This is a genomic window from Serratia sp. MYb239 (assembly GCF_002966855.1).
GTDB lineage: Bacteria > Pseudomonadota > Gammaproteobacteria > Enterobacterales > Enterobacteriaceae > Serratia_B > Serratia_B rhizosphaerae.
Genome location: NZ_CP023268.1, coordinates 507,189 through 519,671, shown reverse-complemented (window position 1 = coordinate 519,671; position 12,483 = coordinate 507,189). Strand labels below are relative to the sequence as shown.

Sequence of the window (12,483 nt, the reverse complement as noted above, 5' to 3'; positions counted from 1 at the left end):
TATTCTAGCCCTCCATACCGCTAATAGTGATCATGTCGTCATCCGCCTTTGCGCGATAAACCCGTTGTCCGCCATCATAAAATTTAATTTCATTGCTAGATTTAGCCTGCTCTGCAATCAAATCAACAATTTCATCTAGCAATACAATGGCATTTTTATCGTATTTATTCGGGCGATAGCCATTATTTAGCTTGTCCAATAGTTCAAAAAGATTAAGCCCGACATGGACATGTGGCAGTGGATTTTTCCCAACTTTTAAATAAACATCGAAGCCAGTTGGGTGGGCCGTCTGTTTATTGCGGATGGCATCCCAATCAGGCTTCACCTCTACCGGTGCGGTTATCTTAATCCCACCGAATTCCCCCAAAAAGAACTCTTCTTTTTGCATACTTAACTCAGGCGCTTTGCGGTTCGCATAGCGCTGAATACCCGCGATAAGTTCGAAAATATAGAAGCGATTCAGTGACCTTTTTTGCTCCGGATCTGCTGTGTAATTTCTATGCAGATGCCAGATTTCTGAGTAACGTTCAAACAACGATTCGTTAAAGAACGCGGAAAATTTCCGATGATAATCATTCCCCAGCGATTCGTGTTGTAGCAGCCAAAAAAGCCGGACCAATGAGGTTGCGTCACCAGGCTTAACACACTGGCGATCAAACTTTATGTGCAACGTCTCAAGTGCGACTAAAAAATCGTCAAGTTCTACATCAGCCAGCCCAAGCTCATAGCGTAAAATAAACTGATCAAGTTCATAAGTATGCAATCTGGCGGGATCGAAATCAGAAACCTTTTTAATCAGATCATTTTCTACACCAGTGAAAAGGTTATCAAATAAGTAACCAGGCCCCATCAGCAGATGATGCAAAAAATCCAGCAATGTTCTTGTTGTTACAAACTGATCTTTAATTAGCCGGGCTTTAAATAACTGCGTAATTAAAACATTCTGTACGCCAGGTAAGCAAAGTAGTTTAAAGTTCGCGACCTCTTTCAGGCCAGGGTTCACAGATTCATCACGCCGAAAAATAAAATAGAATAAATTACCCTCATCATCACGAGTTAAATTATATAATAGTTCTTTAATAAATGATGAGTATTGTTTATTTTCGTCAAATTTGAATTTAGGATAATGTTCAAAATCAAAAAAAGTACAATTTTCGTTACGATAAGGACGGTTTGCGTTCTGCTGAATAGATAAAAAAGAGTCAATTGCAGACCGGAGCTCATAGTGGCATTCAGCACCTTCTCTGCCAAAATTTGCGAGCATACCGGTGTTGATGCCGATGAGAAGCGGAGATGATTGCTGATGGTGATTCGAAAATAAATCATTCAATGCATCAATAGCTGATTGTCGAGGTGCAAAGCTATGCGTGGCATCCATATAGAAACTAAATCGCTGCTGATAACGAGGATCAGACTGGCAACGGGTTAAAATTTCGGACTTTCCATCCCCACTACTTCCGCACAAAAAAATGATTTCACCGGGCTTAGCAGCATCCAAATGACGTTGTAGATCAACTTCAATCTCTTGTTTTACAAAAAGTTTTTCCTTTAACTCATCGAGTTCATCCTTTTTTCTATTTGTCACCGTGGTAACGGAGAAAGAGGATGACTTCGCAAGTACACTCAATGCTTGACGTAATGTGATCGCACTCATAACCGCAGGGTCCCTAAGGAAGAATAATACCCATTCTATATAATTATGTATGTTCTCTCCACCGAGCATTTAACCACTTCTGTGAAGTAATATAATCACTCGTGGTAATAATACTCAGACTATCTTATTTCGATAGACAATCCTAGTCTGACTCCACGATAGGGCTTCCACTGCCGGAGTCTGTAGGAATAGCAGAGCATGTCCTAAATAGCTGCGCGGAATAGTAGATCACTTTGAGGGAACTCAGTCCGGATTGTGCGATCTGATCAATCGCTGAATATCCCAAATCACTAACCGGACTGAGCGATGCCGATCATAGCACCTATTCCCCGTGACGAACGACGCCTGATGCAGAAAGCAATCCATAAAACGCACGATAAAAATTATGCCCGCAGGCTGACTGCCATGCTGATGCTACATCGGGGTGACCGCGTCATCGACGTTGCCAGAACGCTCTGCTGTGCCCGTTCCTCCGTCGGACGCTGGATTAACTGGTTCACGCAGTCAGGTGTTGAAGGCCTCAAATCACTCCCCGCAGGGCGTTCCCGTCGCTGGCCTTTTGAGCATATCTGCACGTTATTACGTGAGTTGATAAAACACACTCCCGGTGATTTTGGCTATCAGCGTTCACGCTGGAGTACCGAATTGCTGGCAATAAAAATCAATGAGATAACCGGATGTCAGTTACATGCCGGGACCCTTCGCCGCTGGCTGCCATCGGCCGGGATGGTATGGCGCAGGGCCGCGCCAACTCTGCGTATCCGTGACCCGCATAAGGATGAAAAGATGGCGGCAATCCACAAAGCACTGGACGAATGCAGCGCAGAGCATCCGGTATTTTATGAAGATGAGGTGGATATCCATCTTAATCCCAAAATCGGTGCGGACTGGCAGCTACGCGGGCAGCAAAAACGCGTGGTGACGCCGGGACAGAACGAAAAATACTATCTGGCCGGAGCACTGCACTGCGGCACGGGCAAAGTCAGCTACGTGGGCGGCAACAGCAAAAGTTCGGCGCTGTTCATCAGCCTGCTGAAGCGGCTTAAAGCGACGTACCGGCGGGCGAAAACCATCACGCTGATCGTGGACAACTACATTATCCACAAAAGCCGGGAAACCCAGCGCTGGCTGAAGGAGAACCCGAAGTTCAGGGTGATTTATCAGCCGGTTTACTCGCCGTGGGTGAATCACGTTGAGCGGTTATGGCAGGCGTTGCACAACACGATAACGCGCAACCATCAATGCCGTTCAATGTGGCAACTGCTGAAAAAGGTACGGCATTTTATGGAAACCGCCAGCCCATTCCCCGGAGGAAAACATGGCCTGGCAAAAGTGGAGCGGTATTAGGCGCAGCTATTTAGCAGAGAATGTTATATCTTCACTCGAAAACGCTCAATAAAACATCACAATAAATTGGTTATACACATAAAAAATACATTATCAATTCAATTACTCACCTCAAACCGAAGATTCGGCATCTGTGTTTTCCCATTCACCTCATAAACCACAGAATTACTAAAAGAAAACACCCGACCACTGTACTTGATATTGATGATATCGCCATCAGCACTGACATTTGCTGCACTACCCGCAGCGACCAGAAATGGAACCTGCTTTGCAAGGCTGGCGTTCACATTCCCCTCCAGCTTCCCGGATAAATAGTAGCGGTAAGAGTTGGCCACGGTGGCCCCGCCGCCTGAATATTCCGTGACATAGAGCCAGGTGCTGTCGCTAAGCTGTTGTGAACTCACCAACCGGGTGCCTGTCATCTTATCCCCATCAGCATTAAGTATCACAAAGCCAATAACAACGATCAGCAAGACGGCAGTCAGGGAATAATGAAACCACTTAATAACCGTTTTCAGCGGCATATTTGACTCCTTCCTTTATCCAATACTGATCGGAGGGATCGTCACCATAGGGAGGATCTTTATACCATTTTCCCCATTCCGAGCGTGATGTTTTAGCTCGGGTTTGCGCCCATCCGGCTCCCATTAAGAGAATATTAACCGGAATACCCGCAGCAAAACCCGTTGCACCAAAATTAAAGTTACCAAAATCAGCCCAATATGGGTCAAACTGCTTATAGTCCCACGGGCCTTTATTGCGAACTTTCTGATAGAACCAGTAATAAGTTAAAGGAAGCGCCATACCTCGTGGTTCACCGCGTTTCCTCGCCTCTTTCATGTTGTTGCGCACAATGCCAATCCCCGGCCCTGCAACAGGTATTGAAGACATCACTTATCCCTCAGTGAAAAAATCCTCACGGAGTATATGCATATAGCAACGGTATGATTAATAGGCAAATGCCTGGAGTGTGATACTCAGCACCAACATGTTAAAACTCTCAGGGCAAATAGCACTGCGGCCAGATGTACACAGCTATCAGTTGGAGCCAGATGGGAACTAACACCACAGAAAACAGCAGCAACACCAAACTCCAGGCACAAAAAAACCACCTCTCGGTGGCTTCTTGTTGCACTGCTACTTGCTAAATGGTGCCGAAGGCCGGACTCGAACCGGCACGTATCTCTACGGTTGATTTTGAATCAACTGCGTCTACCGATTTCGCCACTTCGGCACTGAAGTAGAATGCGGAAAACGGGTGCATTATACCTGCCAGCTATCGGGGTGCAACAGTTATCACCGATTCAACGCGTTAAGTGCCGAAAAAATCAGCGTAGCCCGGCGTCGCGCCGATCGCGCCCCTCTCCGCCGTCCGTTTCCCCTCCTCAACGCTAACAAAAGATGTTAGCCGTCACATTATTTATCACAGCGTTTTGTGCACGCCTCTTTATCAACGACCCTTAATTAATATAAATATTTTCAACCAATTAACTACCTAGCAGCCATCCATCCCCTGCGCGCTATTTGTGACAAATATCGCTTACTTGTTAAACCAGATCGTCAATTATCTTCACAGATAACAAAAAATAACAGCCGCGCGTTCTGCAGGCGTCAGCGGCCAACAGGAGAGTGCATGATCCCATCCGAACGCCGCGATTTTATCTATCGCTACGTGCATGAATATCAGTTGGTGCCCATCGCCGCGCTGACGGAGCTGATGAGCGTGTCCCATATGACGGTACGGCGCGATATCCGCGTGCTAGAGGAAGAGGGCAAGGTGGTCAGCGTCAGCGGCGGCGTGCGCCTGAGCGACGCGCTGCGCCAAGAGCTGGCCTACAACGAAAAAATGCAGCTGCACCACCGCCATAAGCGCGCCATCGGCAAATACGCCGCCGGCCTGGTGGAGGATGGCCAGGTGGTCTATCTGGACGCCGGCACCACCACCTTTGAAATCGCCCGCAACCTGGCGGAGCGCTTCAACCTGACGGTGGTCACCAACGACTTCTCCATTATCCAGCACCTGATGAACCGCCCGCAGCTCAGCCTGTTTCACACCGGCGGGCAAGTGGACCAGCGCAACTACTCCTGCGTCGGCAACAGCGCCGCCATGCTGCTGCGCACGCTGAATATCGACGTGGCGTTTATCAGCACCAGCTCCTGGGATCTGGAGCACGGGCTGTCGACGCCGCATGAAGAAAAAGTGCTGGTGAAACAGGCGCTGCTGGAAGTGGCGCGCCGGCGGGTGCTGGTCTCCGACAGCAGCAAGTTCGGCAAGTACGGCATGTTCCGCGTCTGCCCGCTGGAGGCGCTGGACGACATCCTGTGCGACGCCGCACTGGCGGCGGAAGCGCAGCAGCAACTTAACGATCGCGGGCTGCGCCTGCACTGCGTCAACCTCTGACGCGCCACACAAGACACAACAACCATAACAACACTAGGGAACAGGAGTATCACCATGAACATTATTATTACCGGCGCCGCCGGCTTCCTCGGCCAGCGTCTGGCCGCCGCGCTGCTGCAAAACAACGTCCTGCCGTTCGAACGGCTGATCCTGGCGGACATTAATACGCCGCGCCCGCCGGTAGAAGACGCGCGCGTGCGCTGCGTGGCGCTCGATCTCAGCCAGCCGCAGGCGACGGAAACGCTGATCGATGCCGACTGCGGCGTGTTGTTCCATCTGGCCGCCATCGTCAGCAGCCACGCCGAAAGCGACTTTGACCTCGGCATGCAGGTCAACTTCGATGCCACGCGCCAGTTGCTGGAAGTGGCGCGCCACAAAGCGCCGGCGATGAAGTTTATCTTCACCAGCTCGCTGGCGGTGTTCGGCGGCGAGCTGCCGGCGCTGATCGACGACGGCTGCGCGGTGACGCCGCAGTCCTCCTACGGTACACAAAAGGCGATGTGCGAACTGCTGATCAACGACTACGCGCGCAAAGGCTTTGTCGATGGCCGCGTGCTGCGCCTGCCGACCATCAGCGTGCGGCCGGGCAAGCCAAACAAGGCGGCCTCGTCGTTCGCCAGCGGCATTATCCGCGAACCGCTGCACGGCGAAGCGGCGGTGTGCCCGGTATCACCGGAGCTGACGCTGTGGCTCTCCAGCCCCGGCCGCGTGGTGCAGAACTTTATTCACGCCGCCACCCTGCCCGCCAGCGCCTTCGGCGTCTCGCGCACCGTCAACCTGCCCGGCATCAGCGTCAGCGTGCGCCAGATGCTGGCGGCACTGCGCGAGGTCGCCGGCGAACAGGTCAGCAATCTGGTGCGCTTTGAGCCGGACGAGGCGATCAACCGCATCGTCGCCAGCTGGCCGGGCAACTTCGACGTGCGCCGCGCGCTGGCGATGGGCTTTGGCGCCGATGAAGATTTTCAACAGGCGATCCGCGCTTTCCTGAGCGATGAGCAGGCGCAGGGCGAGGGCTGAGCATGGAATTATATATTCCGATTATCGGCCTGGCGGTGGCGGTGTTCGTGCTGGTATTTCTGGTGCTGCGCACCCGGGTGCACGCGCTGATCGCCATGCTGATCGCCGCCTCCATCGCCGGCATCTCCGGCGGGCTGAGCGCGGTGCAGACGGTGGATACCATCACCAAGGGCTTCGGCTCTACCCTCGGCAGCATCGGCATCGTGATCGGGCTGGGGGTGATGATGGGCCGGGTGTTGGAAGTCTCCGGCGCGGCGGAACAGATCGCCTACAGCTTTATCAAATGGCTGGGTAAAAAGCGCGAAGAGTGGGCGCTGGCATTCACCGGCTATATCGTCAGCATTCCCATCTTTGTCGATTCGGCGTTCGTTATCCTCTATCCGCTGGTGAAGGCGCTGGCCAAAAAGGGCCAGCGTAACCTGCTGACGCTAGGCGTCGCGCTGGCCGGCGGACTGATCATCACCCACCACGCGGTGCCGCCGACGCCGGGGCCGCTGGGGGTGGCCGGCATCTTCGGCGTCGATATCGGCGCGATGATGCTAGCCGGGCTGGCGCTGGCGGTGCCCTGCGTGGTCGGCATCGTGCTCTATGCCCGCTGGTTGGGCAAGAAGTACCCGGATTTTCAGCCGAGTATGGATGACGAGGAGCCGCAGGATCTGCGCGTCGCCCACGATAACTACCTGGCAGAAAAAGGCGCCAAGGCGCTGCCGGGGCTGATGCTGTCGCTGCTGCCGATCGTTACGCCGATCGCGCTGATCTTTATCAACGCGGTCAACGGCATGCTGGCGAAGCTCGACGGCTTCAGCGGACTGACGGAAAGCCTGTGGGGGCAGACCTTCGCCTTCCTCGGTTCGCCGGTGATTGCGCTGGCGATCAGCGTACTGCTGGCGGTCAGCACCCTGATGCCGAAGGTCGATAAACAGCAAACGCTGGAGCGGCTGGAGGAAGGGCTGCAGTCGGCAGGGATCATCCTGCTGGTGACCGGCGCCGGCGGCGCGCTGGGCGCGGTGCTGCGCGAAAGCGGCACCGGCAACCTGCTGGCGCAGCACGTCGCCAGCCTGCCGCTGTCGCCGGTGCTGATCCCGTTCTTTATTGCCACGCTGGTGCGGCTGATCCAGGGCTCCGGCACCGTGGCGATGATCACCGCCGCCTCCATCTCCGCACCCATCGTCAGCCAGCTGCCGGGCATCAACATGCTGGCGGCGGCGCAGGCGGCGACCATGGGCGCGCTGTTCTTCAGCTACTTTAACGACAGCATGTTCTGGGTGGTGAACCGCATGATGGGCATCAAGGACGTGAAGCAGCAGATTATGGTGTGGTCGGTGCCCACCACCATCGCCTGGGCGATCAGCCTGGTGGGGGTCGTGCTGCTGGACTGGCTGCTGTAACGCACCGGGGCGGACGCCGGTCTCAGCGCCCGCCCCGGCTTTAGGAAAAATCTTTACTATCATATCATTATGCCGGAAATGTGAACTGGCAGGCATAATTGCAGCTTGTCGCTCCCCCGCCGGGAAGGGGCTTGACCTCGATCAAGTCCCCCCCACCTGCCGCTGGCTATGATTCGCAGCATCATTGTTCACATGTTTAGATAAATCTCCCATGCCGCGCTGGGCATCATTGCCGGCTATGCCGGCAGCAGCGGGTCGATGGCGAGCTATCAACACCCCGGAGGGCGATAATGAAGTACAGAATAAATGCCTTTCTTGATTATGACGCCACCGAAGGTTCACTCCGGCTGAATGACGGCGGTAAGTCCGATACCCAGCTCACCATCACCGCCAACGCCCTGCTGTTCTTTATTATCCAGCATCCCGGCGTTATCAGCCGCGACGACGTTATGAAACGCGTCTGGGACGATAACGGCCTGGTCTCTTCCAACAGCAACCTCAACCAGTATCTGAGCATGCTGCGCAAGGCGTTCCGCCGCTACGGCATCGACAACGTGATCGTCACCGTATCGCGTGGCCGGCTGGAGCTGAACCCCGAGCTGCAGATAGAGGTGATTGACGACGCACCGCTGCACCCCGCCGTACTGGCCAGCGAACCCGCGCCGCCTGCCGCAGAGCCGGCAAGCGCGCCGCCGTCCGCTGCCGCCGGCGAACATGACCACTACTGGGGCTACAGCGGCGCGGTTCTGGTGTTGCTGGCGCTGGCGCTGTTCGGCTGGTCGTGGAGCAACGGCCGCAGCCTGACGCCGCTGCGCTTTTCACAGCTGGCGCAGACGCCGGTCGAGGTGTTTTCCACCGACATGATGCTGGACCAGCGCATGCGCAATAATTACCTGCAGAACTTTAACGCAGTGAAGAAAAAGAAAGGCATCAAATACCATAACGGGGAGCAGTTTCTGTTCTTTTACGGCGATAAGCTGCAGTCCAACGGATTAGGCCGCACCTTCCTCGCGCACTGCGTCAAACATCAGGATAATTCGTTCAGCTACTGCGATAACTATTTTTATTATTCATGGAAGCCAGTATGAAAAAATTAGTCTGGGGGAAATGCTTTTTCTTCGGCTCTGTGCTGTTGCTGCTGCTGGCAATATTTATCGCCGCCCGGCACGAAGCCATCTGGCGTAACGATCTGTTAAACTGCTCCACCAAAGCGATTATGCATTTTGAAGATACCGAGACCGAATCCGTCAACGTTAATATCCATTTCAGCTTTAACGCCGACAATAAAGGTTCGATCGTAGTAGAAGGCTATTCCAACTCCGCCGCCGGCTGGCTCTATTTACAGCGCTACGTGCAGTTTGATTACACCAGCAAGCGTATCTCGCCCGGCACCCGCTATTACCGCATCAACCGCTGGGTCGCCAGCAAGTCCTCCATCGACCAGTCGCCGGACGTGATTTTTGACTACTTTATGCGGGAAATGTCAGACAGCCACGACGGCCTGCTGCTGGCGGTGGAGCAAATCAACCCGCGTACGGTCTTGCTCAGTTCAATCAACTCGCCGCTGTATATCTGCACGCTGAAGCCCGGCGCAGCCCGCTGATTCCCTTCCTTTACTCTGTTATTTGCGCGGTGTTTTACATGTACGGCACCGCGCTTTGCGCCTCTTCGCTGCATCCCTTCCAGGTTAACCCGTCCCCTTCTCTGCTGAAACCGCCCGCCGCCACGCCTCAGGCCGGTGCAGCGGCCGGATAAAAACTTGCGCTGGGCCACACTCTGCGCCCAGCCCGGTTACCGAAAAAATCCGGCTGATAACAACTTTATTAACAAGCTTGAGACGGGGAGAGATGAAACGCCGCAGCCGCCTTTTTTCACCAGTAAGCACGGCTATTACCCGTATTAAAATCAGCATTAACAAATAAATTAACGGCCTTACAAGCGTGAAAAACAGAGCTTAAAACTAAATATGTCTAATATATTGAATTTATATTTTGCATTATCACTTAAGGGGTATAGTGCCAGTGACTGGCCGTATCAGGGGCAAATGGCCCACGGCGCAGTCGGGTGATGACCCCATCAACTGACTTTGTGGAGGAAACAATCATGGGTGATGCATTAGGTCTGATCGAAACCAAAGGGCTGGTGGCCTGTGTGGAAGCGGCGGACGCCATGTGTAAGGCAGCCAACGTGGAATTGATTGGTTATGAGAACGTCGGTTCCGGCCTGGTAACCGCGATGGTGAAAGGCGACGTCGGCGCGGTGAAGGCGGCGGTCGACTCCGGCGTGGAATCGGCGCAGCGCGTCGGTGAAGTGGTGACTTCGCTGGTGATTGCCCGTCCGCACAACGACATCAACAAAATCGTTATTAAACACAAGGCATAACGACCTGAATCGGGAGAACGATCATGGGTGACGCATTAGGATTGATTGAAACCAAAGGGCTGGTGGCCTGCATAGAAGCGGCAGACGCCATGTGTAAAGCGGCCAACGTGGAGCTGATCGGCTACGAGAACGTCGGTTCCGGCCTGGTCACCGCGATGGTGAAAGGCGACGTCGGCGCGGTGAAGGCGGCGGTCGACTCCGGCGTGGAATCGGCGCAGCGCGTCGGTGAAGTGGTGACCTCGCTGGTTATCGCCCGTCCGCACAACGACATTCAGAAAATCGTCGCACAGTACAAAGTTGCCGAATAACCAGGAGCCGTACATGAAAGACGCACTCGGATTGATCGAGACCAAAGGGCTGGTGCCGGCGATTGAAGCCGCCGATGCCATGTGCAAGGCCGCCAATATCGCGCTGATCGGCTATGAGAACGTGGGTTCCGGCCTGGTGACCGTGATGGTAAGAGGCGACGTCGGCGCGGTGAACGCCGCAGTGGAATCAGGCCTTGAGGCCGCCGGCCGTATCGGCCATGTGGTCTCTTCGCGGGTGATTGCCCGCCCGCATAACGATATTGAGAAAATCGCCGCTAAACATAAAACCTGATAACAGCCGGGAAAATAGTTAAAGCACGATAGACATTATTACCCTACCGCCGAGAGTACCCATTAATTTCCTATTCAGGGGAATAGACTAATGACGACATTAGATCCGGATTTACAATCTATTCAGCAGGCGAGAAATTTAATTAATAACGCCAAACAGGCGCAAAAAATATTCGCCGGTTATTCACAGGAAAAGATCGACGATATTATTAAACAGATTGCGCAATATGCCGCTCAGCATGCGGAAGAGTTAGCTAAGCTGGCGCATGAAGAAACCGGCTTCGGTAATTGGCAGGATAAAGTATTAAAAAATATCTTCGCCTCCGAGCACGTCTATTCGCATATTAAAACAATCAAAACCGTCGGTATTCTGCGCGACGATCGGGAAACCAAGGTGATGGACGTCGGCGTACCGCTGGGGGTCATCACGGCGCTGGTGCCTTCCACCAACCCGACCTCGACCATTTTCTACAAAACGCTGATTGCCCTGAAGGCCGGCAACGCGATTATCTTCTCCCCGCACCCGAACGCCCGCCAGTGCAGCCAGCGGGCGATTGAAGTCGTCAAACATGCCGCCCTGCAGGCCGGTGCGCCGGCCGGCATCGTCGACGGCCTGACCCAGCTGACGCTGGATGCGACCAAAACCCTGATGCACAGCAAAGACGTGGCGCTGATCCTGGCGACCGGCGGCGAAGGCATGGTGCGCGCCGCCTACAGTTCCGGCACGCCGACCATCAGCGGCGGCCCGGGCAACGGCCCGGCGTTTATCGAGCGCAGCGCCGATGTCAAACAGGCGGTCGGCGACATCATCACCAGCAAGACCTTCGATAACGGCGTGATCTGCGCCTCTGAGCAGTCGATCATCGTGGAGAAATGCATCTATCAGGATGTGCACCGCGAATTGCTGGCGCAGGGCGCGTACTTCCTGAATGACGACGAAGCCCGCCGCCTGGCCAATATTCTGCTGCGGCCGAACGGCATGATCAACCCGGAAATCGTCGGCAAAACCGCGATCTACCTCAGCGAGCGCGCCGGCTTCAACGTACCGCCGAACACCCGGGTGCTGATCGCCCTGCAGGACAGCGTGTCGCGCAGCAACCCGTACGCCCGTGAAAAGCTCTGTCCGGTACTGGGGCTGTATATCGAAGAAGACTGGATGCACGCCTGCGACCGCGTGGTTGAGCTGCTCACCAACGAAGGCCTGGGACATACGCTGGTGATCCACACGCAGAACCAGCAGGTGATCCGCGAGTTTGCACTGCAAAAACCGGTGCACCGCATTCTGATCAACACCCCCGCCGCGCTGGGCGGCATCGGCGCCACCACCAACCTGATACCGGCGCTGACCCTCGGCTGCGGCGCCGTCGGCGGCGGTTCCACCTCCGATAACGTCGGGCCGCTGAATCTGATCAATATCCGCAAGGTCGGCTACGGCGTGCGCAGCATCGACGATCTGCGTCAGCCCGCCCGGCAGAGCAGCAGCCAACCGGATCACAACACCAGTATTTTCGCTGACTCACGCTTCCAGCAGGGGCCGCAGGCCGCCGCGCAGCCGCCGTGCGCTCAGGCAGACGACCGTTTCGGCGCGGTAAGCCCGTCGGCGGCGCAGGCGGCCAACGACATCAACGAAGAAAACGTCGAGCACATTATCAAAGCGGTGCTTGGCCGTATGTCCCGGTAACACGGCAATAAGAG

At 54.6% G+C, this 12,483-nt stretch carries 13 protein-coding genes and 1 tRNA gene; 10 read left to right on the top strand and 4 right to left on the bottom strand.

The genetic code is table 11. The features are described from left to right. Nucleotides 1-4: 4 nt before the first annotated feature. Nucleotides 5-1,654, bottom strand: coding sequence for a DNA phosphorothioation-dependent restriction protein DptF (gene dptF, locus CLM71_RS02480; protein WP_105233198.1), 1,650 nt, complete (start codon nucleotides 1,652-1,654; stop codon nucleotides 5-7). Between the two features lie 306 nt (nucleotides 1,655-1,960). On the opposite strand from dptF, the gene CLM71_RS02475 reads away from it, so the two are divergent. Then, entirely contained in the window at nucleotides 1,961-3,001 is a 1,041-nt protein-coding gene (locus tag CLM71_RS02475; protein ID WP_004966524.1) for an IS630 family transposase, read from the top strand. Between the two features lie 98 nt (nucleotides 3,002-3,099). Here the strand turns inward: CLM71_RS02475 and CLM71_RS02470 are convergent, their stop codons facing one another. From CLM71_RS02470 to CLM71_RS02460, 3 genes are all read right to left on the bottom strand, one after another. Next, the gene (locus CLM71_RS02470) at nucleotides 3,100-3,525 is read right to left on the bottom strand and encodes a hypothetical protein (RefSeq protein WP_105229597.1); all 426 of its coding nucleotides are present in this window, start codon (nucleotides 3,523-3,525) and stop codon (nucleotides 3,100-3,102) included. Beyond that, complete coding sequence (locus CLM71_RS02465) at nucleotides 3,503-3,892, bottom strand: polymorphic toxin type 44 domain-containing protein (RefSeq protein WP_105229596.1); 390 nt, start codon at nucleotides 3,890-3,892, stop codon at nucleotides 3,503-3,505. Before CLM71_RS02465 ends, CLM71_RS02470 begins: the two co-directional genes overlap by 23 nt. Nucleotides 3,893-4,150: 258 nt before the next feature. Then, nucleotides 4,151-4,235 (bottom strand) — tRNA-Leu (locus CLM71_RS02460). Between the two features lie 399 nt (nucleotides 4,236-4,634). Between CLM71_RS02460 and CLM71_RS02455 the strand changes: the two genes are divergently transcribed. The 9 genes from CLM71_RS02455 to CLM71_RS02415 all read left to right on the top strand — a co-directional run bounded on the left by CLM71_RS02455 (nucleotide 4,635) and on the right by CLM71_RS02415 (nucleotide 12,469). Further along, nucleotides 4,635-5,402 carry a DeoR/GlpR family DNA-binding transcription regulator gene (locus CLM71_RS02455; protein ID WP_105229595.1) on the top strand — a complete coding sequence of 256 codons (768 nt, stop codon included), beginning with the start codon at nucleotides 4,635-4,637 and terminating at the stop codon, nucleotides 5,400-5,402. Between the two features lie 54 nt (nucleotides 5,403-5,456). Next, a complete protein-coding gene (denD, locus tag CLM71_RS02450) occupies nucleotides 5,457-6,419 on the top strand; it encodes a D-erythronate dehydrogenase (protein WP_105229594.1) in 963 nt (320 codons plus the stop codon). Between the two features lie 2 nt (nucleotides 6,420-6,421). Then, nucleotides 6,422-7,807, top strand: a complete 1,386-nt coding sequence (locus CLM71_RS02445; protein WP_105229593.1) for a GntP family permease — start codon at nucleotides 6,422-6,424, stop codon at nucleotides 7,805-7,807. A 290-nt stretch (nucleotides 7,808-8,097) separates the two neighbouring features. Then, on the top strand, nucleotides 8,098-8,895 hold the full coding sequence (locus tag CLM71_RS02440) for a winged helix-turn-helix domain-containing protein (protein ID WP_105229592.1): 798 nt from the start codon (nucleotides 8,098-8,100) through the stop codon (nucleotides 8,893-8,895). Further along, on the top strand, nucleotides 8,892-9,410 hold the full coding sequence (locus CLM71_RS02435) for a FidL-like protein (RefSeq protein ID WP_105229591.1): 519 nt from the start codon (nucleotides 8,892-8,894) through the stop codon (nucleotides 9,408-9,410). Before CLM71_RS02440 ends, CLM71_RS02435 begins: the two co-directional genes overlap by 4 nt. Before the next feature lie 500 nt (nucleotides 9,411-9,910). Then, the gene (locus CLM71_RS02430) at nucleotides 9,911-10,189 is read left to right on the top strand and encodes a BMC domain-containing protein (RefSeq protein ID WP_015670698.1); all 279 of its coding nucleotides are present in this window, start codon (nucleotides 9,911-9,913) and stop codon (nucleotides 10,187-10,189) included. A 23-nt stretch (nucleotides 10,190-10,212) separates the two neighbouring features. After that, a complete protein-coding gene (locus CLM71_RS02425) occupies nucleotides 10,213-10,497 on the top strand; it encodes a BMC domain-containing protein (RefSeq protein ID WP_015670697.1) in 285 nt (94 codons plus the stop codon). 13 nt (nucleotides 10,498-10,510) lie between these two features. Next, entirely contained in the window at nucleotides 10,511-10,789 is a 279-nt protein-coding gene (locus tag CLM71_RS02420; protein WP_105229590.1) for a BMC domain-containing protein, read from the top strand. A 90-nt stretch (nucleotides 10,790-10,879) separates the two neighbouring features. After that, the gene (locus CLM71_RS02415) at nucleotides 10,880-12,469 is read left to right on the top strand and encodes an acetaldehyde dehydrogenase (acetylating) (protein WP_105229589.1); all 1,590 of its coding nucleotides are present in this window, start codon (nucleotides 10,880-10,882) and stop codon (nucleotides 12,467-12,469) included. Nucleotides 12,470-12,483: the final 14 nt, after the last annotated feature.

Excerpts from the sequence above, each read along its gene's own strand:
- CLM71_RS02440 (WP_105229592.1), top strand. The coding sequence starts at position 8,098 with ATGAAGTACAGAATAAATGCCTTTCTTGATTATGACGCCACCGAAGGT.
- CLM71_RS02470 (WP_105229597.1), bottom strand. The coding sequence starts at position 3,525 with ATGCCGCTGAAAACGGTTATTAAGTGGTTTCATTATTCCCTGACTGCC.
- CLM71_RS02435 (WP_105229591.1), top strand. The coding sequence starts at position 8,892 with ATGAAAAAATTAGTCTGGGGGAAATGCTTTTTCTTCGGCTCTGTGCTG.
- CLM71_RS02415 (WP_105229589.1), top strand. The coding sequence starts at position 10,880 with ATGACGACATTAGATCCGGATTTACAATCTATTCAGCAGGCGAGAAAT.
- denD (WP_105229594.1), top strand. The coding sequence starts at position 5,457 with ATGAACATTATTATTACCGGCGCCGCCGGCTTCCTCGGCCAGCGTCTG.
- CLM71_RS02425 (WP_015670697.1), top strand. The coding sequence starts at position 10,213 with ATGGGTGACGCATTAGGATTGATTGAAACCAAAGGGCTGGTGGCCTGC.
- CLM71_RS02465 (WP_105229596.1), bottom strand. The coding sequence starts at position 3,892 with ATGTCTTCAATACCTGTTGCAGGGCCGGGGATTGGCATTGTGCGCAAC.
- CLM71_RS02445 (WP_105229593.1), top strand. The coding sequence starts at position 6,422 with ATGGAATTATATATTCCGATTATCGGCCTGGCGGTGGCGGTGTTCGTG.
- CLM71_RS02430 (WP_015670698.1), top strand. The coding sequence starts at position 9,911 with ATGGGTGATGCATTAGGTCTGATCGAAACCAAAGGGCTGGTGGCCTGT.
- CLM71_RS02475 (WP_004966524.1), top strand. The coding sequence starts at position 1,961 with ATGCCGATCATAGCACCTATTCCCCGTGACGAACGACGCCTGATGCAG.
- CLM71_RS02455 (WP_105229595.1), top strand. The coding sequence starts at position 4,635 with ATGATCCCATCCGAACGCCGCGATTTTATCTATCGCTACGTGCATGAA.
- dptF (WP_105233198.1), bottom strand. The coding sequence starts at position 1,654 with ATGAGTGCGATCACATTACGTCAAGCATTGAGTGTACTTGCGAAGTCA.
- CLM71_RS02420 (WP_105229590.1), top strand. The coding sequence starts at position 10,511 with ATGAAAGACGCACTCGGATTGATCGAGACCAAAGGGCTGGTGCCGGCG.